Origin of the sequence: Acaryochloris marina MBIC11017 (assembly GCF_000018105.1) — a bacterium.
Lineage (GTDB): Bacteria > Cyanobacteriota > Cyanobacteriia > Thermosynechococcales > Thermosynechococcaceae > Acaryochloris > Acaryochloris marina.
Genome location: NC_009925.1, coordinates 997376 through 1020323 on the forward strand (window position 1 = coordinate 997376; position 22948 = coordinate 1020323).

Here is a 22948-nt window from a genome sequence, read left to right on the forward strand (position 1 = left end):
GTTTAATTGCCAAGCACAGCCTACATTTAGCTGATTTATGACAAAACTCATCATCCAAATTCCTTGTTTTAACGAAGAAGAAACCCTTGGCATTACCCTCAATGAGCTGCCGAAAGAATTGCCTGGTGTCGATTGTGTGGAATGGCTAATTATCAACGATGGCAGTATCGACAACACGATAGAAGTGGCCCGAGCCCACGGTGTGCACCATGTGGTTGATCTAGAACATAATCAGGGCTTGGCAAAAGCTTTTATGGCCGGGATTGAAGCCTGTTTAAAGGCTGGTGCCGACATCATTGTGAATACCGATGCCGATAATCAATATTGCGCAGATGATATTCCCAAATTGATTACCCCCATCCTGGCGGGGCAAGCAGAGGTGGTGGTTGGGGCTCGGCCCATTCAAAAAATCAAGCATTTTTCCCCGGCCAAGAAATTCCTGCAAAAACTGGGCAGTTGGGTGGTGCGAATTGCCAGTGGCACCAATATTTCTGATGCCCCCAGCGGGTTTCGAGCCTTTAGCCGCAACGCCGCCCTGCGGATGAATGTGTTCAACGAATATACCTATACCCTGGAGACCATCATTCAGGCGGGACAACATGGCATGGTGATTACCTCCGTGCCCATTCGCACGAATGATTATCTGCGCCCCTCCCGTTTGGTCAAGAGTATCGCCTCCTATATTCAGCGATCCATTCTTACTATCCTGCGAATTTTCATGGCCTATCGGCCCTTGAAGTTCTTTACGTTCCTCGGCAGCATTCCGTCGGTTTTTGGTTTACTCCTGTGGCTGCGCTGGCTGATCCTGTATTTCCAAGATCCGACCCGGGCTCGGGCACCGAGTCTAATTATTTCGGCGGTGCTGATTTTGATTGGCTTCCAGCTCTATATGTTTGGCTTGCTAGCTGATTTATTAACGGTCAATCGTAAACTGTTGGAAGATATCCAGCTACGGCAACGCCGAGCTGACTTGGAGTCCCATAACTAAGGATGAATAAAGATCTTTTTGCCCAGATTGCCTTAGACCAAATTCCCAAGATCTTGACTTTGCAGGATCGAAATCCCCATAGTCCCCACTATGGCTGTTTTGATCGCAACTATTGGCAATACAAAATCATTGATTTCCCCAGCGGCATGTCCCAGGAGTTTGTCTGGCCCCTGGCGTTGGTCTATGCCCACCAATTGCCCAACAATCAATATTATCAGCAGGAATCGATTCGGATTTGGGTTGAAGCGGGGATTCTATTTGCAGCGCGTAGCGCCCATAAAGATGGCTCCTGTGATGATTATTTCCCGTTTGAGCGGGCAGGAGGAGCCGCCGCCTTTTCTCTGTTGGCCTGTGTGGAAAGCTATACCTTATTGGGATTACAAAATGAAGAGGCTCTGCGCTTCTTTGAACTGCGGGCAGACTGGTTGGCCCACCACCATGAAAGCGGTCGCTTGACCAATCACCAGGCACTGATTGTCCTTTGTCTAGAAAAGGTGTCTCGGCTACTAAAGACCTCTAAATGGGATCAGGCGAAGGCAGAACGCCTGAATCGCGTATTTGAATGGCAAAATCCTGAGGGCTGGTTTCAAGAATATGAAGGATGCGATCCGGGCTATCACACCTTAACGATTTCTTGTCTGGCCAGAATCTATGAACTCAACCCAACGGATCAGTTGCAAACGGCTCTGAAAAAAGCAGTGGCCTTGGCAGCAGAGTTTGTCCATCCCGACGGCTCCTATGGGGGCGAATATACCAGCCGCAATACCTACAATTTTTTCCCCCACGGGTTTGAACTGGTGGGCAAATGGTGGCCGGAAGCCCTCAATATCAATGACCGAATCTTGGCTGGATTGGCTAACGGCCTGGGGTCCTGCTATGCCGACGACCATATTGTCGGCCATCACACCTGGAACTATCTATTGGCCTGGCAGGATTATGTCCCGGCCCGTCCACCCCAAAAGCCTCGCCCCCAGGGACGGTTTTGGCTGCCGGAAGCCCGAGTGCTGATTGATCGGCGAGGGGATACGGAGCTATATCTAGCCCTGAATAAAGGTGGGGTGTTTAAGTTCTTCCGCCAGGGGCAGCTTGTGGCCTCGGATACGCACCTATCTTTGCAAGTAAAAGCGGGAGGCAAAGTTAAAAATGCAGTCGGCCATTTAGTGGGAGACTACCCCAGCACCCTTCAGGAAGATCAAATCACGGTGCAAGGGGCTTTGGGCTGGGCCAAACAGAAACAAATGACGCCCCTGAATTTGATGATTTTACGGGTGGTGATGCTGACGGTGGGCCGATTTTTCCCCAATTTGATCCGCTCGCTACTGCAAAAAATGCTGATTACGGGCAAAAACAGCACTGATTTTCAGTTCAAGCGTAACTTTAGCTGGCACGGGGAGCACTGGGTGGTGACCGATGAGTTGCAGTCCCCATCTTGGCAGAATGTGCTGTCGATGGGCATGGGGGGCGATCAAACCTCCATTTATGTGGTGATGAGTCGGACCTTTCAGGTGGGACAGTTACAGCCCTGGCAAGATCTGACTCAGCATGTCCGATCCTTAGGGGCAGGAGAATCTTTTAAACTGGAGCGCAAACTTTGATATGAAACGGTATAAACGCCCCATTTCCATTGCCGTTAGTGTTCTGATTCTTTGCATTATTTACTCAAGAATTAAACCTGAAGAGCTGAGTAAAGTTTTTCTAGACTGCGATTTAATGTGGATGATCATCAGTCTAGGAATGGTGATTCCCTTGACAGGATTTACCTCTTGGCGATTACAGCAGCTAATGCCTCCTGGTTCAGGGATGGGGGCAGGAGAGGCTAATAAATTGGTGTTAGCAGCTAGTACCCTGAACATGGTTCTCCCCTCAAAAATGGGAGATATCGCTAAGGCATATTTTATTCGCGATCGCGGTTATCTGAGCGGCACCCTCTCGGTTTCCCTAGTGGTATTTGAAAAGACTTGCGATATGCTGTCGCTGCTGTTTTGGTGTGCGTTTGGTCTGATCCTCTATCCCCAAAAGGATGCTTTTTTTTGGACGATGACTGCTGGGGTTATGGCAGGGGTAACCCTGGGACTGTTGTTATTAGGGTCTGCCCAATTTGCCAACTTTTTCTTTGGCATGTTTAGAAAAATTACCCCCAAAGGTATCAGTCAGAAATTTAAGAGCCTGCAAGAGTCCTGGCAAGAAATGCAGCAACATTTTTGGCAGGATCGCTTACAACTGGCTAAGGTTGCAGGTACCTCGATTTTTATCTGGTTTCTGCACATGGTGCAGATTTGGTTTTTTACCTTAGCACTAAAGGCCACAGTCCCTTTTATTATTAGCCTAGCCCTTTCTCCGTTAGCTATTCTGGCAGGATTATTACCCCTGACATTTGCGGGAGTTGGCACTCGTGATCAAGCTCTAATTTCCCTTTATGAAGGTCACTTCGATGCAACCACAGGGGCAGCGTTAGGACTTCTATGTACCATGCGCTATTTTCTGCCCGCCATTGGCGGATTACCCTTTTTGCGAACCTATTTGGCAACCCTCAAAACGCAACAAAAAGCGGCAACGGATGGGTAGGAGGAAGGGTTCACGGGATGGGTTGATGTCGTGAAGGAAGAGCTACTGCGATCGCAACTTTGATGACAACTTCGAGCCTGACGGTCAGATGTCTTGCGCTTATCTCGCTCAACATCTATTGTGCAGTATTTAGGATACTGGCATTTCGCGCAGCTCTATTGTTCCGCCATTGAGAATGACAGGGTGAGTGTCAAGTAACTTTTTCAATACAGTTAAATCATCGGTATCAAACCTCATAAATCTCACTATTGTTTCGGTCGAGTCAGAGGCCTGCTTCTTGCCGATGGCGTGTCGTTTCCCAAGGGCACTGCCACCTTGGAACATGCCAGACTCTTTCGCATTTTTCAGAAACTGATTCCATGAATCCATAGTAGGTGTGGAGTCAGAATTCCCATGAATAAAAGCAATGTATTGCATGTCTGAATATTGCCGAGGCAAGTAGGTTCAAGTAGTGCGTAATATCGCCACATTATGCCGTATCAGATTCACCCAGCGAGTAGGTGAGCATCACGGCAGCTCCAACAGTGATTGATCCTAGATCCAACGCAGACAATAGACCTACGTTTCTGATTTCCATCTATTCGCAATTCATCGAGTGATATGTGCTCTGGTATGTAGAGGTCCATTAATTTCGCTCCACGTCATAGTAATTATTACGCCCTTCATCGGTGTAGGTGTCCAATATGCCTAACTGGGCCTCTTGCAAGATACTTTCGTATCGTTCACGTCCAAGGGAACGGCACTCATGGCCTGTATTTGTATCAGTCCAGATGCCAATCTCAACAGGTGCGGTAAATAAGAAACGACCTCCAGGTAGTAGCAGTTGAGAAACTCGGTGGATTAGCCTGACCTGGTCGTCTTCGCATAGCAAGAAAATCAGGCCAATAGATATAACGGCACTGAATTTCCGCTCGAAGTAGTGACTGTCCCGTGCATGGGCACATTCAACGGGAATCTCTGGAAACCGGAGTTTAAACTCGGATACCAGGGTAGGTGACGAATCTACTGCCCATAGCTTTAATCCGGCAAGGGCGAGAGTCCGAGTAACAGGAATACCACCACCGCAGGCAATCTCAAGCACATCACTACTAGCAGGAAGTGAATGTGCCCATCGTTCAATAACATGAATGCCAATCGTCGAACGATCGCGAGCGATTAAGAATTTTCGAGCATGATTTTCGTAGGCGCTGACTGAATCTGAAGTCATATCTTGAAGAGGGCCTGGCAACCGAGATAATCAGATTTGTAATTTCACTGAAGACTGTAGCTCTGCCGCTCTGGTCGAACAAGTATTTTATGCACTTTAGTCACGAGTGGGGATTTGTATGAGTTCTTTACATCCTTCAGGATCGATCCCCTTATCAAGCAGCTTGACTGCTGCCTGAACTGCGAAACATTTATCGCTGGAATGAATATTCGAGTAAAGCGATAGTAAAAAATGGGGTTCCACCACCGGCCATCCATCAACATCTCGGTGCGGGACATCGGTACGGACAAAGAAATCTATCGTGACACGTATGGCTCGTTCGTTGGCGCTTTCAACTATCTTTTCATACCTACGGAAATCCTCCGCGCTAGGCAATCGGTCATATTTTGTTCGGGCTTTTTGAAAACCTCGGTTTTTGAGCGTTGATACGACGAGCATTACGTTCTCAGGTTTAACGAAGATGTCGATATCTTTGTGATCATGAGCATGTTTGAGTTCAACGTGGCCCTTGGGAGACATAAAGTGCCACGCCCAACCACCCGATACAATAACCCACGGCTTAACTGCCTCTAGTTCAAGAAGAGAAGCATCGATGCGATACTGAGGCCAAGTTTCGCCGTATCGTGCTGGATTGTGTGGATCAGCCATGATTTATTGGACAGTTTTTTGTGTGTTTAGACAGCTTCCAATCTTTATGACCAGCCAACTATAACTCGGAATTCTGAAGGGTTACTACCCCATACGCCAAATACGCTGACCATTACTGATTCCAGGTTGAATTCGATTTCACCTAGGTGTCCTGACTCCCACCAAAGATGTGCCGCTTGCTCCAGAGGAACACATGCGAGGAATTTGAGGGCATGGTTGTGCTCACTGCGATTTTGGAACCAGTACATTGAACCCTTGCTAACATCTGATGGGAGAGATGACTGATTGAGTTGGGATAGAGCTTCAAATAAAGTATGGTTTCGATTAGCAGAACAGATGGGATCGACGTCAACTAAAGTCCAGCCACTCTCATCTTCGACTTCCAGAAATACGGAAATATCGATGCTCATCAGTTTGCCTCAAGAACTAAAGAATAGAGATCGCAACCTCAATCAAACTGCGATCGCAGATCAATAACTCCCATACCCAAAATGTCTACCGAATGGAACACTTAGTTGTTGCTCGGTGTAAATCCCACTGAGTTGCGATGCTCGAAGAGCGGCCTATGTCCCGCGGACAACAAGCAACGGCCATCGCAAATTAGGTTCAATTTAGATTTTCAAGCTTTTGAAAACAATTGCCACTCCCACAACTCCAACTATTGCCCCAACCCACGGACCTAAAAGACTACCAATAAAGATATTGACCAACCTCTCTGATATACATCCCCAAGCTGCGAGTCCTTCACAAGATTGCTGCGATGGTGGTAGGTTCTCTCCGATTTGGTAGCCAATGACTAAGCCCGCTAGGCCACCTACAATACCATTTACTCTGAATAGCCAAATTTGCCAACGATATAGCTTGCCTTGATTGCATAACCAAAGCTTCTCCATCAGCCAACTTATGCTCATTCCAGCCCCCACAATCCATATCAGCACTGCCAACCAAAACCAAGAATTTGTAAGAATCATAGTTTGGGTATCGTGATTAGGAACAACGGATATGCAGAGGTTGGGGTACTATCAAACTGCAACGGCATTGTGATCGCAATACTCTGGCCCTTTCTTGCAGTGATCGCATCCCCAAGTAAACTGAGATCGCAACCCATCACCCCATAACTCACACCGAAAAGCAATAATGATCTCAATACGATAAATCTTGCTGAGCAGACTTGGATGAGACTAAATATAGTGCTGATTCATGGCATGGGTCGAACGCCCCTATCCATGCTGTACCTACAGCACCGACTCCGCAAGTTGGGCCATAATCCCCACCTATTTGGCTATTCCCCCACCTTAGAATCCTTGCAAACCGTCACAGACCGCTTATTGCAACGGATTCAAACCCAAGTCGGTTCCCAACCCTATGCCCTGCTGGGCCATTCCCTCGGCACCGTCATTATCCGCAACGCCTACCACCAACTCAGCTCTCATCCACCTGCAGCCTGCTTCTTCCTCGCCCCACCGATGGTGGCCTGTCAAGCCGCCAAATTCTTCTCCAAAGTCGGTCTCTATCGGCTATTCACGGGAGAAATGGGGCAATTGCTCGCCCAGGATAGCTTTGTCGGACAATTAGCCCTACCGCCCCATACCAAAATCTACGTTGGTACAGGCGGGCCCAGGGCACCGTGGCTCCCTTTTGGCAACGAATTAAACGATGGCATCCTCTCGGTTGTAGAAGCCAGTGGCGGTCACAAGGTGGTGACCGTGCCTGCCATTCACACCTTTATTATGAATTCCACTCCAGTGGTTGAGGATATTGCCCAGTCCCTAGATGCCCTAGCCTAAAGGCCCGCACTATTTAGGAACCACAAAGTTCACCAGCTTGCCCGGAACGACAATTACCTTTTTCACTTCCTTGCCAGCAATATACCGCTGGGCCACTTCCGACTCGCGGGCGAGCTGTTCCAAGTCTTCCCGACTGGAGCCAGCCGGAACTTGAATCGTGCCTCGGGTTTTACCCATAATCTGAATCACTAAGGTAATCTCATCGGCCACCAGAGCTTCTTCATCCACCTGGGGCCAAGTCTGACCCAGAATCGACTCGGAGTGACCTAAGTTTTCCCATAGCTCTTCACTGATATGGGGGGCAAACGGGGTGAGCAGCAGCAACAAGGTTTCCACGCCTTCGGCATAGACGGGAGACGCTTTCTCCTTGGAATCACTGAGGGCATTGCTCAGCTTCATCAGCTCGGATACGGCGGTATTGAACTGATAATCACCGTCTAAATCTTCGCTGGTTTCTTTGATGGCAATATGAATAGACCGTCGTAGCTCCTTCTCCGTTTTCGAGAGCTTGGCCTTATTCACCTTCGCTTTCTTGCCCTTAGCTTGGGCGGCATGTTCACTCACCAGTCGCCAAACCCGATTAAGAAATCGGAATTGACCTTCTACATCCGCGCCTTCCCATTCCAGATCTTTTTCTGGAGGAGCCTTAAATAAGGTGAATAGACGGGCAGTATCGGCCCCGTACTTATTGGTGACCTCTTCTGGGGGGACGCCATTGTATTTTGACTTGGACATCTTTTCATAAAAGGCTTCCAAGGGGGCACCGGTTTCTGGATCCTTCGGATCGTCGGCATCAACATTAATAGGTGCAATATACTGGCCCGTCTCTGGATTTTTATAGGTGAGAGCTTGCACCATCCCTTGGGTGAGCAGCTTTTTAAAGGGTTCATCGAAATTGAGGAGTTTGCGATCGCGCATCACTTTCGTAAAAAACCGCGAATAAAGCAGGTGTAAAATCGCATGTTCAATCCCACCCACATATTGATCCACGGGTAGCCAATCATTGGTTTTGGCCGAATCAAAGACGGCTTTGTCATTTTTGGCATCAGGATAGCGGAGGAAATACCAGGACGAATCGATAAAGGTATCCATGGTATCGGTTTCTCGTTTGGCGTCCGCCCCACAATTGGGACAGGCGACGTTGACCCAAGACTCTAACTTGGCTAAAGGCGATCCCCCTTGGGCTGAGAATTCCACATCTTCCGGTAGTTCCACAGGCAAATCGGCTTCGGGAACCGGAACGGCTCCACAATTGGGACAGTGAATCACCGGAATGGGCACGCCCCAATAGCGCTGTCGGGAAATCAGCCAGTCCCGCAAACGATACTGCACCCTAGCCTTGCCCCAGCCTTTGGTCTCGGCTTTAGCAATAATGGCTTGCTTGCCTTCAGTGGAGACTTTGCCATCAAATTCACCGGAGTTGACCATCAGTCCCGGTTCCGTATAGGCGGCTTCTAGGGGCGTCTCCGCATCGCCACCTTCCGGCACAATCACCGTTTGAATCGGCAGTTTATTCTGCTGAGCAAACACAAAGTCTCGGGTGTCATGGGCAGGAACCCCCATTACCGCACCTGTCCCATACTCATACAGCACATAGTCGGCAATCCAAATGGGAATTTCTTCCCCCGTAAAGGGATTGATCGCCTTGCCCCCTGTGGGAATCCCTTTCTTGGGCTTGTCCTCCGCCGTGCGATCCATTTCGCTCTCGGCCCCCACTGCCTCAATAAATTTGTCCACCGCTTTTTTCTGGGCTTTGCTGGTGACTTGGGGGGTGAGGGGATGTTCTGGAGCCAGCACCACGTAGGTGACGCCATAGACCGTATCAGGGCGGGTGGTAAAAACGGCCACCTTTTCATCCATGCCCACAATCGGGAACTCCAGGTAGGCCCCCACGGATTTGCCAATCCAGTTGGCCTGCATGGTTTTGACTCGCTCGGGCCAGCCGGTCAGCTTATCTAAGTCCGTAAGCAGCTCTTCGGCATAGTCGGTAATTTTGAGAAACCACTGTCGCAGAAGTTTGCGCTCCACCTTAGCCCCAGATCGCCAAGAGCGACCTTCGTTATCCACTTGCTCATTGGCAAGTACGGTTTGGTCAACAGGGTCCCAGTTAACGGCAGCTTCTTTCTGGTAGGCCAGGCCCATATCCAGAAATTGCAGAAAGATCCACTGGGTCCACCGATAGTAATCTGGAGAGCAGGTGGCGATTTCCCGGCTCCAGTCAATGGAAAGGCCCAGGGGCTCTAGCTGCTTTTTCATTTGGGCCATATTGGCATAGGTCCATTCGGCAGGATGAATGCCCCGAGCGATGGCGGCATTTTCGGCGGGTAGGCCAAAGGCATCCCAACCCATGGGCTGAAGAACCCGGTAGCCCTGCATCCGTTTGAGGCGGGCGATGACGTCGGTGATGACATAGTTGCGGGTATGACCGACGTGTAAGCTGCCCGAGGGGTAGGGGAACATGGACAAGGCATAGAATTTAGGCTTGCTAGTGTCTTCAGGAGTGGCATCTAGCCCCTGTTTGGCCCAGCTTGCTTGCCATTTGGGTTCAATCTCGGTGGGATTGTAACGGGACTCCACTACTGTTACTCCTGAAGGTCTGCGTTTGCTTCACTATTCTAGAGAATATCTGGCCTAAACTTCCCTCGAACAATAGGAGGTGGAGGATGGTTTGTGGTGAATAACAACGGTATGGACAGTAACGCTCCAAGACAGGGGGCTACCTAGGTGACCTTTTTAACCAACACTTTTAGGTTGACTCTTGCTTCAAAAACTCTTGGTCTATGTTTTGATGTTATCTCCAGAGAGAGGTTTTTGAGTTTATTACTATCTGTGGCCAAATAATTATCCAGCTCACTCAGTCGAGTTCCCAGGTTCTATAAATGTTTCACAAGGCTATTTTGCACATGTCTTGATGAGATGCTCGTTTGCTTAAATGATGGTTCCTATCTGATGTCTACTACCCTTAAAAAGTAATCTTAAAAAATGGTTTGCTTGGATTTTTCATGCAATGTTTGAGAGCAGTAACTTTCTGTCATATGTACAGGCAATCTATCTCTTGGTTTTTATGTCAGAGAATCTAATGCTAGGTTCTTCTATCGCAGTGCTACCGTAGAAAAGGCTTGGCTTAAAGAGGTGGAAAAGATGGCTCTTTTATTGCTTTTAGGAGAAATCCTCCTTCTAGTTTTAGTTAGACTATCTAGTAATGATGCTATGTTTTCTTCTAGGCTATAGCCATAGGAATTTAGCTAGCAAATCCAATGAATACCATTATAACGGATGAGATTATCAATAGTTTCCTGAAATGTCCTTATAAAGCTTATCTAAGACTAAATAATCAACCAGGAGAGAAAACCTATTTTCAAAAATTGGAAGAAGAATTGGCGTCAATCTACAAGAAGAATTTATTCTTGCGGATTGATGAAAAGCTGGAACAAAGTCAGCCAATTCTTAGATTAGGTAAAACCCAAGAAAATAAAGAATATGAAATTACCTATAAAACTAATCATCACTTTGAATCTCCTAGGTATAAAGTAGTCTTTGAACTAATACAAATAATGCGAGAAGGTGTTTCATCTGATGAAATTCTCTACTACCCAATATTTTTCTGGCATAAAGAACACATAACAAAATTAGACAAAATAAATTTCACAATCAGAAGTCTTATTCTTGCAGACATAAAAGATACTTCTGTTAAGTATGCTGGAGTTATCTATGGAAAAAACAATAAGATATTAAAGCTAAAATTAGAAGTATATTTTAAAGAGGCGAGAAAGGTATTATCTGAATTAGAATTAATGCTAAAGTCACACAAGAAACCTCGATTTTTTCAGATCAAAGAATGTAAAATATGTGAGTTCAAAAAAGATTGCTATGAAGATTTAGTTGTAAGGGATGATTTAAGCCTTTTAGGTGGCATGTATGAAAAGGATATATTACGACAAAATAGAAAAGGAATTTTTACTGTTCATCAGTATTCATATACATATAAACCTCGTAAACGAAAAAATAATCTTACCAAATATGAAAAAAGTGATTTAGCTTTGAAGGCTTTAGCATTGAGAGAAGAACGCACTTATATCAAATCGACGCCAACATTCCCAGAATCAAATGTAGATATTTTTATCGATTTTGAAGGCTTAAATGATGAGAATTATACTTATTTGATTGGCCTTTGCATTACAGAAAAGGACAAAAATAGATTCTTGTCCTTTTGGGCTGATTCTCAAGCGCAGGAAGTAAGTATTTTTCTAAGCATGATTGAGATTATTTCACCTTTGACTAATTTTACAGCCTATTACTATGGAAGCTACGAAATTCGAGCACTTAAGAAACTTTCAAAGAAGCTGGATGATTCATATGCCAATATTATAAATAGACTAATAGAAAATTCTGTGAATATACTTTCAATATTTAATTCAAATATTTATCCTCCAACATACACTAATAGCCTAAAAGATATAGCGAAATATATTGGTTTTAGCTGGCATGATAAAAATGCTTCAGGACTTCAAAGTATTTATTGGCGAAAAAAATGGGAGTTGACAGGAGATAAAGCATATAAAGATGCACTTATTCAATATAATCTAGAAGATTGTCTGGCTTTGCAGTTATTAAAAAAATGGATAAATTCCATCGACCTAAATAGAGAAAATGATTATGCTGAAGTTGAGAAAATTAAAACTGTAAAAGCCTATAACTGGAGAAAAACTGAAGAGTATTTTCTGGATGACTTTCAAGAGGTCAATAAGCTAGCATATTTTGATTATCAACATACTAAAATATACCTGCGTACCAATCCTCAAATCAGAAAAGCATTGAAGCGAGAGCTAAAAAGCTGCAAAAAATTAACTAATAAGCCTAATGAAGTTGTCAAGATTTCCGTGCACTCTTGTAAGCACTGCCATTCAAATAATATTAAGCCCTTAGTAAAATCTGAGAAAATTGTGGTCGATCTAAAATTCATAAAAAATGGAATCAAAAAATGGGTTCTGAAATATGTTGGAGGGACTTTTTATTGTCGAAACTGCAAGAAAATATTTTCACCTAAGAATCTAAATAAGTTCTCCGATTTTGGGGAAAACTTAATAAGATGGGCAATGCATCAACATATTCAGTATCGAATGAGTATTGATAATGTTGTTGATTCTCTAAGAGATTTTAATGTTCAGATTTCGGCTACAACAGTACATTATTTTAAATCTAATCTTGCGATTCAATATGAGGAGACCTACCAAGAAATTAAAGCTAATATACTGAAAGGCCAACTAATTCAGGCTGATGAAACTCCTATAAAAATGGTAAAAAGAGAGACTGGTTATGTTTGGGTATTTACAACAACAGATGCTGTCTTATACTTTTTTAAGTCTACAAGGAAGGCATTTTTCTTAAAAGAATTGCTAAAGGATTTTACTGGAGTTTTAATATCGGATTTCTATGCAGGGTATGATTCTATCGATTGTGAACAACAGAAGTGTTTAGTGCATTTAATACGCGATATGAATTTGGATCTCTTTAAGAATCAGTTTGATGAAGATCTGAAATCTCTCGTAACTCATTTTGGGAAACTTTTGCGAAAAATTGTTGAAACGATTGATAAGTATGGCTTAAAGAGAAGGAATCTTAACAAGCATAAAAAAGATGTACAAGCATTTTACGATTCTTTTATCAATATTGAATATAACTCTGAGTTAGCAGAAAGATATCGAAAGCGGTTGCAAAAGTATAGGCATAAACTTTTCACATTCCTAAGTCATGATGGCATTCCGTGGAATAACAATAATGCTGAACATGCCGTTAAAGCATTTGCCGCCCATAGAAAACAAGGTAATACAAATTTTACTGAGAAAAGCATCGAAAAATCTCTAATTTTGCTAAGCATTCAACAAACTTGTAAGTATAGGGGGATTGATTTTTTGGATTTCTTAATATCTCAAGAAAAAAGTCTTGATTCGTATTCTAATCGCTATTAGCTTGTAGAGTATCTGGGAGAAATGTTACTTGGATTCGTTACATGATGCTTTATAGATTCAATAGTCTCTTAACAAAATCTAGATGTCTATAGCCTATACTTATCAAGTATTTGAGCCCTCCCCTGTAATCCTTTAAGAAGAGGGTTCTGACTTTGTAGATCCTACTAAGAGATCCGTACCAGGTTGAGAACAACGACAAATTAGAACAAGCCTCACTTACGTCAGGGGGCAAGAATCCCCTTAAACATGACTTTTCTTTTACACCAGCCATACCTTCTTGGATGATTGTGAATCGGGCGAAGTGTTGGCTCTATGCAGGGCTGTCTGAGGGAAGAGAAGTGTTGATTCCCCTAGAGAGTGATGATTTTAGTCAACGGTTGAGATTGGATTGGATCTCATCGAAGTGGATTGTGAGCTGAGCTGCTTTTACCGGGTTCATCAATCAAGACTATTGGATAACACTTTTGTCCTGAACTGTTTCAGGGCAATTTGCAAAGGTGAGAAGCTCCCCGACTTATTGAGCTTTTTCTAACAAACGCCTGTACTCAGATGCTTGAAATTTGCTTACCTGCTTCCTTCTTTCAGCTTATTACTCGCATTGGTGAGGCGATCCATTAGAATTTGACCCAGTCTAGAATCGTCTTGGCTGATAACTATAGTTGACAACTGATTGCTCGTTAACTATGGTTGACACATGATTGAGGTCCGTCAAACAGACATTTTTGCCAATTGGTTCAATAAACTGCGAGATCGAAAGGCTAAAGCACGTATTGACCGTATCGAGATTGGCAATTTTGGGGATGTAGCCCCCATCGGGGAAGATGTTAGCGAACTTCGCATGCATTATGGTTCTGGTTACAGGGTTTACTTTATACAACGTGGTCTAGTGGTTGTCATATTGATTCCTGGTGGTGACAAAGGCTCACAAAATGCTGACATCAAAAGGGCTAAGGAAATTTCTAAGCAGTTGGAGGATTGAGTGATGCCCATAAACACAACCCGCTGGGATTCAGCGGAACATCTCAAAACAGAAGAAGATATTCAGCTATATCTAGAAGCATGCCTGGAAGAAGCCGAAGATGATCCTGCTCTAATTATTCATGCACTAGGAGTAGTCGCTAGGGCTAAGAATATGAGTCAACTATCCCGAGATACGGGTTTGAGTAGAGAAGGGCTATATAAAGCGCTGTCTCCTGATGGTAACCCCAAATTTTCGACGATCGCTAAAGTTACTAAAGCGCTCGGATTCAAGCTAACCATTCAGCCAACACCTTAGTTTGAGCTAAATCCATTTCTAGCCAGCCCCTGCACCGGACGTTCAGTTGCCATAATGTTCTTTTTTAGGTCTACTCACGGGCCGTTAATTGGAGTTAGCTGAATTGGGTCATTGATTATGAAACAGAATCCAGCTTATCTAGTTAGTTTTCAGGATAAAACAGTAGTCCTATCTCCCAGTACAAAACCACTCCCCATTCAGTTTCTAGATAAAATAGTGTTGAGTTTCCAAACTTGCGGGCAAAGAGTAAACCTCAATGGTACAAACACCCTCAAAAACGCTGACCCTGGCGGAGTTTTTGGAATTGCCAGAAACGAAGCCTGCCAATGAATACATTGATGGCCAAATTATTCAAAAGCCAATGCCCCAAGGGAAACATAGTGTCATTCAAGGAGAACTAGTACCTGCTATCAATGGAATAGTTAAGTCCAACCGAATTGCACGTGCCTTTCCTGAGCTTCGCTGTACCTTTGGTAATCGTTCAATTGTTCCTGATATTGCCGTGTTTCTTTGGCACCGAATTCCCCGCGATCAGAATGGAGAAATTGCCAACACGTTTTCTACCGCACCAGATTGGGCTGTTGAAATCCTGTCTCCCAATCAAAGCCAAACAAAAGTCACAAAGAATATTCTCCACTGCCTGCAGCATGGAACCGAAGTAGGTTGGTTAATCGATCCAGGTGAGCAAACAGTGTTTGTCTATCGCCCCAAGCAAGAACCTGAAGTCTTGGATAAGCCAGATAACGTCATTCCTGTACCCTCTTTTGTCAGTGAACTACAGCTTACGGTAAAAGAGTTATTTACTTGGTTGCTGGAATAAGAATTGGACGTACCTATACAGTTCACGCTCTTCGATGATTAATAAGTAATACTATATTAGTATTACATTGATTAAGAGAGAACCTATCAGATGCGAGTAACGACAAAAGGACAAGTGACAATCCCTAGAAATGTTAGAGAAATTCTGGGGATTATGCCTGAGACAGAGGTTGAATTTATCGAAGAAAACGGAAGGTTTTATATCGAGAAAGTTAATGACCGAAAGGCCACCAAAAAATTTAAAAAGCTGAGAGGCATAGCGACCGTCAAGATGTCAACCGATGAGATTTTAGACCTTACCAGAGAATAGTCGTGAACGGCATTTTGGTTGACTCATGCGTGTTGCTGGATTTATTTACAGATGATCCCAATTGGGCAGAGTGGTCAGAAAGTATTTTAGAGAAATGTAGCCTCACCAATACCCTCTATATCAACTCGATTGTCTACACTGAAATATCAATGGGGTTTGAAAAAATAGAAGAGTTGGAGAGCGCTATCGAAGTATTACATTTGAAAGTTTTGGAAATGCCTCGTGAAGCATTGTTCCTAACCGGTAAGGTATTTTTACAATATAGAAAAAATAAAGGAACGAAAACCTCACCCTTACCTGATTTTTTTATTGGTGCTCATGCTTCTGTTTCACAATTTGACTTAATCACTAGAGATGTCAGCAAATATAAAACATACTTTCCACAGGTCGCACTGATCCATCCTTAACCTTGAACTTTAGGGGAATAGCTCAGAATTGATCGATGATATTCAGTCACTCACTCCAAAAACAAACTGATGGCAAAGCAAAGTTGACCGTATTGAAATTGGCCACTTTGGGGATGTCGATAGTTAATCACAATTTGCACCTATGACTGAACTCTTCCAACAAGCAATTGCAGAGGTTTCCAAGTTATCTGACGAACAGCAGAATGCGATCTCTACCATGATTGTTAAAGAACTTGAAGATGAAGCCAAATGGGATGATGCTGACTCGAAAATATGTACCAACGCTGAAACCAAAGCCGTTATGTGAAAAACAATATGAATATCGGAATTTACATTTATGATGAAGCTGAAGTTCTGGATTTTTCAGGCCCGTTTGAAGTGTTCTCAACGGCAGCAAGAGTTTCAGGAACAGCCGATATTTTTAGCGTTTTTCTGGTGAGTGAAACAGGCAGTATAGTTACAGCCCGTGGAAATTACAAAGTACAGCCTCATTACGGCTTTTTAAATCATCCATCAATTGATGTTCTTATAATCGTAGGTGGTGTTCATACTAAGGAACTCGAAAAACAACAGGTACTGAGCTGGATTAAAGAGCAGTCTAAAAATGCGCAGCTTGTTGCTTCAGTTTGCACTGGTGTATTTCTATTAGCTGAAGCCCAGGTGCTTTCTAGTCAAAAAGTGACAACGCACTGGGAAGATATTCCAGACCTGCGAACATCGTATCCAAACTTAGAAGTTATTGACAATCAGCGGTGGGTAGATGAGGACGAAGTCATTACGTCTGGCGGTATATCTGCAGGCATTGATATGAGTCTCCACTTAGTCAGTAAAATTTGCAGCCCAGAATTGGCAGAAAAAACAGCGAAACAAATGGATTATAAATGGACAAAAAACACATAACAAGTACGGTCAGCAGGACAAACCTAGGCTATGCTCCGGTTTGCCTCTGCTGTAGGCGTTAGGCGCACATGGCAGAGTATCTGATCCGACAGGCGGTCCCCGACGACATCTCGACCTTAAGCGACCTCGATCAAATCGCACGCGGTAGTCCCGACCGAAGGGCCTTCATCCAAGACGCGGTGAAAAATAATCGCGCTTGGGTCGTCGAGATTTGCGATCGCATTATCGGCTACGGAGTCATTTCCCATAGATTCTTTGGCCGCTCGTTCATTGATCTCATCTACATCTCAGAACCGCTGCGCTCATCCGGTTACGGACCCAAATTGCTAGCCTTCCTTGAAGGCCAATCGCAATCGAACGATCTATTCACCTCGACCAACGAATCCAACTCGCACATGCAGCATGTTCTTGAGAAACTAGGTTACGAACGCTCAGGAGTCATCCATAATCTTGATCCAGGTGACCCAGAGATCGTGTATATCAAACGCTCAATGCGCGCCTAACAAAGGAGTACTCAAACGATTGGAGCCACCCGATACCAGGGAAATTGTTACTTGTTCAGAGCGCTCTGTACTATTTGCTATGACAGCTAAACTTGAATACACCGCCCATCTTATCAATCAAGTTCAGGCAGGAGATCTTGAAGGAATAAAAAAGACCTGAATGAAGGGGGTGTGTTTATCAACCTACCCGTTTCCTGGTAACTCAACCGTCCCAATGCACAACAATCCAGTCAACAAATAGGTTATCCGATTGCCAAAGACCCTATTCTCCAGAAAAAACTAATGGCTTAATAGCAGGCACCCCTGGGCCGATCAATAGCCAAACCAATCCAAAACACGCTGCAATACCTGAACTCACTCCTGAAGGAATCTGAACTTTTCAGGATTTTTTCTGCTGGTTAATTCGAAGATAGTGAATTCAACAAAGCACAGCAGTGCACCAATAACCCGCAGAACCTAAAGGAGAATCAACCATGCTGACATTCTTATTCACTCAAATCATGAGTACCTGGGCTATTTGTTTCGTCTTCGGATTTTATTTTGCCTTGGAAGCCGTTAATGCAGACTAAGGCAGCCCTGCACACCTCAATGAACCAATGGAGCAATGAACCAATGGAGCAAGTTCTGATGTTAATTACAAGCAGCCTTAAAAATCTTAAATGGACTGGATACATTCTCAAACGGTTCTTCCTAAAGCTCATTCACCCATCTTTGCCTCCAACAATGTTGAAGATCCATAAACCACAAGTCTGATCTGTGAACTAGTTCCATCCCAGTGCCCATTTGAACGAGAAATCTATTTCCAGAACCATAAATTATTCCAAATTGCCTTACTCGGCAAGTTCAACCCAGCTGAGAGTGAAGTAATTGTGTTGAGATTTCGGCTACTTTCCTATTTAGCCAATCAGTGTGGCAAGGATATTAATCGATACATCCACTAATCAGCCATGATCCCTGAATAGAATCAGTGTATAACACCATGAATCTAAATCTTTAGTGGCCTAAACAGGAATAAAGCATATTACTTTAAGATCTTGCGAAGGAAAAAATCAATTAAATACCTAATAACTAAAAACTGTATTTTAAAATACGTTCATAACAAAATATTTTGCTTTTTTTGGAGATATAGTAAATATTTTCTTGCTATATTTACATCTCGATATTGTTAGTTTAAGCTTGAAAACATTATCCTCAGATAATCAGTTAGGACAAAAAATATGGTTTATGTCGCACTGGAATGGGACCATAAAGTTGGACATCCACCTATTCAGTGGCTAGTGGTAGAGTGCTCTAGCCTTGGGGAAAAATTTGGTGGCCCCCAAGCCTTGCCTCCCAGAAGGGATGTGGCTTATTTTGTGGACGAAGAAACGGCCCAAGAAGATGCTCGGATGTTTGCGGACTACAAAAATACGATCAACTCTGATGATCCGTCTCTCGTCAAGCGATATTCAGAGTTATTGCACAAACAAGCGAATCTTCACCGTCATGTCCCATTTGCCTGGGATCATGACATGTTTAAGGGGTTGATTCGCTGGGCAGTTCTCGAATGGGGAAAACCGGGTAGAGAAGATATGGCCTATTTTCTTGATCCAAAAATTGCCCAGGAAGATGCTAAGGCATTCAGCATTTTACGAGATAGAAGACTTTACTCTTCTGAAGAACAAATTCGTAAACTGTATGCAACGACTCATAAAGTTGCCGAACGTACAATTCATCCCGTCCATAGCTAACCAAAACCCTCTTTGGGCTGCCTTGAACTTCTAATCATTCAGACATGGCTGTGAGAGATCTACTTGAGCCATAGAATGGCTTTTTTAAAGTTAGAGGCAGCCTCATTTTTTTGAGGCAATGGCTCTCAATAATATTGGATGCAACATTATTGAGAATTTGGTTTGCATTCTTTTATAAAAGGCTATATTAATAGTCTGATTTTTATGCATCTACTGCGGACGACTTGTGACTTAACATTGTGGTAGAGAGATTTGGCACACTGGGAGTATCCCCGCACCTATCCTCCACTCCCATGATTAAAATTGATTTCACCGCAGAGGAAATCCAACAACTCAATTACGAACGCTATCATCACCCTCACCCACGGGTGCAGCGACGGATGGAAGTGCTCTACTTGAAGAGTCAAGGTCTTTCCCATACCCAGATCTGCCAGCTTTGTCAGATTAGTCGCCCCACTTTAGCCAAAACTCTTCGTCAGTATCAACAAGGAGGGATTGAAGGGCTGAAGACCCTTGAATATAAAGGTCAACCGAGTCTACTCAACGCTCATAGCGATAGTGTGAGAGCTTACTTTGAGCAACATCCTCCCCGCACCAGTGCAGAAGCTCAAGCGGTCATTGAGCAATTAACAGGCATCAAACGCAGTCCCACCCAAATCAAAGCCTTCCTCAAACGCATCGGTTGTCGTTATCGAAAAGTGGGGTATGTGCCGGGAAAGTCGAGTCTGCCCGAGAAAATTGAGGAGCAAGAGCAGTTTCGACACACTCGCCTTGAACCCTTATTAGAGGAAGCTCAACGCCAAGAGCGTCTTGTCTTTTTTGTGGATGCTGCTCACTTTGTTCACCGTGCTTATCTAGGGTTTGTCTGGTGCATCACTCGGATCTTCATCCCTTCTCCTTCTGGTCGCCAACGTTTCAATGTCCTGGGCGCGCTCGACGCTATCACCAAAGACCTAGTCAGCGTTACCAACCACACCTATATCAATTCTCACAGTATGTGCCTGTTACTGGCCAAGCTGGCGCTACTTGACCCAGTCATACCCATCAGCGTGATTTTAGACAATGCGCGATACCAGAAATGTCAGCTTGTAACGGACTTTGCCGAGATCGTCGATATTGAGCTGGTCTATCTGCCCTCCTATTCACGCCATTTGAATTTGATTGAGCGACTCTGGCGTTTTGTACGCAAGGAATGTCTCTATTCAAAGTATTATGCTGATTTTCCCGCCTTCAAAGGGGCCATTCAACAGTGCATCGACCAGTGTAATGGAGAGCATAAGGCGAAACTCACCACCTTACTATCACTCAAGTTTCAGTCTTTTAAGAAAGTTAATATCTTAGCCGCCTAGAGTATCTATAGGTTATGCCTCACTGTTCAAACGTCGTTTTTTCCAACCAATAGCTCTAAGAAATTTTGGAGCACTGGATTTGCCGCATTCTGCCGCCAAGCGGCACCAAATTCAAGCTGAATCGGACAATCTTGTATGGGTCTACAAACGACATTCGTCCCCACCAAAGCTTGCAAACGATCCGATACAAAGGTAATTCCTAAACCTGCAGCCACCAGACATAGGCGTGTTTGCAACGTAATGGATTCTTTGATGATGTTGGGTTGAAATCCCGCTCTCTGGCAGACTTGTTGAAACCCGTCGTAAAGAATAGGCCCTTCCCTGCGAGGGTGAACGATAAGGGGTTCATTGGCAAACGCCTCTAGAGGGATGGCGTCTAAGTGAACGAAGGGATGCTGAGGCGGCAGTACTGCGACAAAACTTTCTGCCAAAATGATCTGCAACTGCAATCCCCGTTGATCGATGGGGGGATGCAAAAAAGCAACATCAATATTGTCCTGATTGAGGGCTGTTACTTGTGCTTCCGTTGCCAGTTCTCGCAGGTCTAGATCGACCTCTGGATAACGCTGGACAAATTGCCGTAGCAGTTGCGGCAGGACTGTTTGGGTTGCGGTTTTAGTAAACCCAATCGATAATTGGCCAATTTCACCATCCCCTGTGCGTCTGGTCAGTAGAATTGCCTGGTCCCTTTGCAGAAGCAGTTGTCGGGCTTGGTGCAAAAAGGTTTGCCCTGCATGGGTCAGAGTTACCGTCCGCTTGGTGCGAAAGAAGAGCTGCACGCCCACGGCTTTTTCCAAGACCAAAATCTGTTTACTCAGAGCTGGCTGAGTAATGTCTAGGCGATCTGCCGCTCGTCCAAAATGCAGCTCTTCGGCAAGGACGACGAAAGATTGGAGTTGCCGAAACTCTATAGAACATACCATTAATAACTTCAAGCTATTAGTTTAATGCCAAAAATGAATTGGACAATCTTTTTTCTTCTCGATAGGCTGTCAAGTGAGAACCCTAAGTTGCGGTGAAACGCAGACATGATCAGTCTTTTGAAATCTAAGGGGCTAAGGCGGGGGCTGTTAGCCGGACTAGGGATGCTCCTAGCACTGGTGATCTATGGCCTCCTCCAGCTGATTGAGCCAATTGGTATCACCCCCATCACTGCCAATGCAACAGTGCAATTTACGGGACAAGCCTTATTGGTGGCATCGGATGCCGATATGGTCGCCACTGCCTATGCCGACGCCCAACTCGATCGGGTTGCTGGAATAGAAGATACGTTGACGGTTGTGGGACTGCCTCTAAATGCGAAACAACCTGCGATCTCATCGGTACAAGTGTCCAATTCAGTCATGTCCTGGCCTCAGATTATCGCCGTTTCCCCGGATGGTCAGCGAGCTTATGTTGCCGAAGTGCGATCTCGTCCTGCTGACGGCATTCAATCCTTCGACGATATTGACCAAATGCCTCCTGGGGAGAAGATTACCGTGGTTGATATAGCCGATCGTAGCCAACCGAAAGTGCTTGAAACCATCAAAGTCGGTCGCAATCCTGAACACTTAAGTCTCAGTCCTGACGGGCGCTTTTTGGCCGTCAATTTAAATGAACCTGGCAAAGAATTGCTGATTGTCCAAATCAAGGCAGATGGAACATTAGGTCACCGCACCTACTTCCCGGTGAAGACAGTAGGAACCCGTGAGGATAATCAGACCGCGATTTGGCATCCTTCTGGGCAGTATTTAGCAATGATTCAGGCTAAGAATCGACGGCTAGGGTTTTATCGAGTGCAAACCGATAATGAAGAGATTAACCTTACTCCAGTGACTGACCCGCTTCCCTTGGGCAACCATCTAAGTCACCCTCGTTTTACTGCCGATGGTCGTTTTGTTCTAGTCACAGATTTGAAATGGAGTCTACACACTATTCCAATTTTCAACCATTTGTTGAACCCCAAAGGTGAATTGATTGCCGTTCAGTTTGAGCCTGACTTAGGGAAAGCGCCCCAGGTCGTTTCAAGGGTTGAAGTGGGTCTAAGTCCCGAGGGATTTGCCCTCAATCCCGACAACTCCCTCATTGCCACGGTGAATATGCGGCGCACCTATTTACCCAATTTCCTACCCGCATGGCGAGGGAAACCCTACAGTTCCTTATCATTGGTCCCGTTTGATCCAAGCACTGGCCAGCTCACCCAGAGTCAGGAGTATGGATTTGAAGGACTCTTACCCGAACAAGTCACGTTCGACACCAGCGGCAATGCCTTAGCCGTAGTGATATACAACTACCGAGAACCCAGTCCTCAAACAGGGGCCATTGAATTTTGGGCTGTGAAAGCGGGCAAATCTCCAAAATTAGAGCGCACGGGTTACAAACTGGAGGTTGTCCGCGGTGCCCACGATATCGTCTTAGTCTCCTGAACAACTTGTAGATGACTTCAGTGGCAATGCAGCTCAGCAGATAATTCGCAAGATACAAACGTAGCCCTATTTCAAACTGTTCTAC

General features: G+C 44.7%; 24 protein-coding genes. 17 read left to right on the forward strand and 7 right to left on the reverse strand.

Annotated elements, in window-relative coordinates:
- Positions 1 to 37: 37 nt before the first annotated feature.
- The 3 genes from AM1_RS04560 to AM1_RS04570 are packed head-to-tail and all read left to right on the forward strand — an operon-like array spanning position 38 to position 3553.
- Complete coding sequence (locus AM1_RS04560; RefSeq protein WP_012161625.1) at positions 38 to 988, forward strand: glycosyltransferase family 2 protein; 951 nt, start codon at positions 38 to 40, stop codon at positions 986 to 988.
- Between the two features lie 2 nt (positions 989 to 990).
- Positions 991 to 2583, forward strand: a complete 1593-nt coding sequence (locus AM1_RS04565) for a hypothetical protein (RefSeq protein ID WP_012161626.1) — start codon at positions 991 to 993, stop codon at positions 2581 to 2583.
- 1 nt (position 2584) lies between these two features.
- A complete protein-coding gene (locus AM1_RS04570) occupies positions 2585 to 3553 on the forward strand; it encodes a lysylphosphatidylglycerol synthase transmembrane domain-containing protein (RefSeq protein ID WP_012161627.1) in 969 nt (322 codons plus the stop codon).
- Between the two features lie 129 nt (positions 3554 to 3682).
- Here the strand turns inward: AM1_RS04570 and AM1_RS04575 are convergent, their stop codons facing one another.
- The 5 genes from AM1_RS04575 to AM1_RS42010 form a co-directional block, all read right to left on the reverse strand.
- Positions 3683 to 3970, reverse strand: coding sequence for a hypothetical protein (locus AM1_RS04575; protein ID WP_148215673.1), 288 nt, complete (start codon positions 3968 to 3970; stop codon positions 3683 to 3685).
- A gap of 208 nt (positions 3971 to 4178) precedes the next feature.
- Positions 4179 to 4760, reverse strand: coding sequence for a class I SAM-dependent methyltransferase (locus tag AM1_RS04580; RefSeq protein ID WP_012161629.1), 582 nt, complete (start codon positions 4758 to 4760; stop codon positions 4179 to 4181).
- A 96-nt stretch (positions 4761 to 4856) separates the two neighbouring features.
- The gene (locus tag AM1_RS04585) at positions 4857 to 5408 is read right to left on the reverse strand and encodes a hypothetical protein (RefSeq protein WP_041659090.1); all 552 of its coding nucleotides are present in this window, start codon (positions 5406 to 5408) and stop codon (positions 4857 to 4859) included.
- A gap of 44 nt (positions 5409 to 5452) precedes the next feature.
- The gene (locus tag AM1_RS04590) at positions 5453 to 5818 is read right to left on the reverse strand and encodes a hypothetical protein (RefSeq protein ID WP_041659092.1); all 366 of its coding nucleotides are present in this window, start codon (positions 5816 to 5818) and stop codon (positions 5453 to 5455) included.
- A gap of 201 nt (positions 5819 to 6019) precedes the next feature.
- The gene (locus AM1_RS42010; protein WP_041659095.1) at positions 6020 to 6379 is read right to left on the reverse strand and encodes a hypothetical protein; all 360 of its coding nucleotides are present in this window, start codon (positions 6377 to 6379) and stop codon (positions 6020 to 6022) included.
- Positions 6380 to 6583: 204 nt separating this feature from the next.
- Between AM1_RS42010 and AM1_RS04600 the strand changes: the two genes are divergently transcribed.
- Positions 6584 to 7195 (forward strand): esterase/lipase family protein, encoded by a 612-nt coding sequence (locus tag AM1_RS04600; protein ID WP_041659101.1) that lies wholly within the window; start codon positions 6584 to 6586, stop codon positions 7193 to 7195.
- Between the two features lie 9 nt (positions 7196 to 7204).
- On the opposite strand, the gene leuS is transcribed toward AM1_RS04600, so the two are convergent.
- Positions 7205 to 9772 carry a leucine--tRNA ligase gene (gene leuS, locus AM1_RS04605; RefSeq protein ID WP_012161635.1) on the reverse strand — a complete coding sequence of 856 codons (2568 nt, stop codon included), beginning with the start codon at positions 9770 to 9772 and terminating at the stop codon, positions 7205 to 7207.
- 680 nt (positions 9773 to 10452) lie between these two features.
- Between leuS and tnpC the strand changes: the two genes are divergently transcribed.
- The 12 genes from tnpC to AM1_RS04660 all read left to right on the forward strand — a co-directional run bounded on the left by tnpC (position 10453) and on the right by AM1_RS04660 (position 20458).
- Positions 10453 to 13164 (forward strand): IS66 family transposase, encoded by a 2712-nt coding sequence (tnpC, locus tag AM1_RS04610; RefSeq protein WP_012161636.1) that lies wholly within the window; start codon positions 10453 to 10455, stop codon positions 13162 to 13164.
- A gap of 694 nt (positions 13165 to 13858) precedes the next feature.
- On the forward strand, positions 13859 to 14143 hold the full coding sequence (locus tag AM1_RS04615; RefSeq protein ID WP_012161638.1) for a type II toxin-antitoxin system RelE/ParE family toxin: 285 nt from the start codon (positions 13859 to 13861) through the stop codon (positions 14141 to 14143).
- A 3-nt stretch (positions 14144 to 14146) separates the two neighbouring features.
- Positions 14147 to 14440 carry an addiction module antidote protein gene (locus AM1_RS04620; protein ID WP_012161639.1) on the forward strand — a complete coding sequence of 98 codons (294 nt, stop codon included), beginning with the start codon at positions 14147 to 14149 and terminating at the stop codon, positions 14438 to 14440.
- 256 nt (positions 14441 to 14696) lie between these two features.
- The gene (locus tag AM1_RS04625; RefSeq protein WP_012161640.1) at positions 14697 to 15260 is read left to right on the forward strand and encodes a Uma2 family endonuclease; all 564 of its coding nucleotides are present in this window, start codon (positions 14697 to 14699) and stop codon (positions 15258 to 15260) included.
- A 90-nt stretch (positions 15261 to 15350) separates the two neighbouring features.
- Positions 15351 to 15569 carry an AbrB/MazE/SpoVT family DNA-binding domain-containing protein gene (locus AM1_RS04630; RefSeq protein ID WP_012161641.1) on the forward strand — a complete coding sequence of 73 codons (219 nt, stop codon included), beginning with the start codon at positions 15351 to 15353 and terminating at the stop codon, positions 15567 to 15569.
- Positions 15570 to 15571: 2 nt separating this feature from the next.
- Positions 15572 to 15976: a type II toxin-antitoxin system VapC family toxin gene (locus AM1_RS04635; RefSeq protein ID WP_041659114.1), complete on the forward strand. Its 405-nt coding sequence runs from the start codon at positions 15572 to 15574 to the stop codon at positions 15974 to 15976.
- Positions 15977 to 16118: 142 nt separating this feature from the next.
- Positions 16119 to 16283 (forward strand): hypothetical protein, encoded by a 165-nt coding sequence (locus tag AM1_RS42015; RefSeq protein WP_012161643.1) that lies wholly within the window; start codon positions 16119 to 16121, stop codon positions 16281 to 16283.
- Positions 16284 to 16291: 8 nt separating this feature from the next.
- Complete coding sequence (locus AM1_RS04640) at positions 16292 to 16876, forward strand: DJ-1/PfpI family protein (RefSeq protein ID WP_012161644.1); 585 nt, start codon at positions 16292 to 16294, stop codon at positions 16874 to 16876.
- Positions 16877 to 16944: 68 nt separating this feature from the next.
- Complete coding sequence (locus tag AM1_RS04645) at positions 16945 to 17379, forward strand: GNAT family N-acetyltransferase (protein WP_012161645.1); 435 nt, start codon at positions 16945 to 16947, stop codon at positions 17377 to 17379.
- Between the two features lie 794 nt (positions 17380 to 18173).
- A complete protein-coding gene (locus AM1_RS44375) occupies positions 18174 to 18320 on the forward strand; it encodes a Mo-dependent nitrogenase C-terminal domain-containing protein (protein WP_390610033.1) in 147 nt (48 codons plus the stop codon).
- A gap of 276 nt (positions 18321 to 18596) precedes the next feature.
- Complete coding sequence (locus AM1_RS04655; protein WP_010467654.1) at positions 18597 to 19109, forward strand: hypothetical protein; 513 nt, start codon at positions 18597 to 18599, stop codon at positions 19107 to 19109.
- A 293-nt stretch (positions 19110 to 19402) separates the two neighbouring features.
- A complete protein-coding gene (locus AM1_RS04660; protein ID WP_041659134.1) occupies positions 19403 to 20458 on the forward strand; it encodes an IS630-like element ISAcma14 family transposase in 1056 nt (351 codons plus the stop codon).
- A 26-nt stretch (positions 20459 to 20484) separates the two neighbouring features.
- Here the strand turns inward: AM1_RS04660 and AM1_RS04665 are convergent, their stop codons facing one another.
- Positions 20485 to 21381 carry a LysR family transcriptional regulator gene (locus tag AM1_RS04665; RefSeq protein WP_012161650.1) on the reverse strand — a complete coding sequence of 299 codons (897 nt, stop codon included), beginning with the start codon at positions 21379 to 21381 and terminating at the stop codon, positions 20485 to 20487.
- Positions 21382 to 21486: 105 nt separating this feature from the next.
- Here AM1_RS04665 and AM1_RS04670 point away from each other — a divergent pair, with 105 nt between their 5' ends.
- Positions 21487 to 22863: a beta-propeller fold lactonase family protein gene (locus AM1_RS04670; protein WP_012161651.1), complete on the forward strand. Its 1377-nt coding sequence runs from the start codon at positions 21487 to 21489 to the stop codon at positions 22861 to 22863.
- The last annotated feature ends 85 nt before the right edge of the window (positions 22864 to 22948 follow it).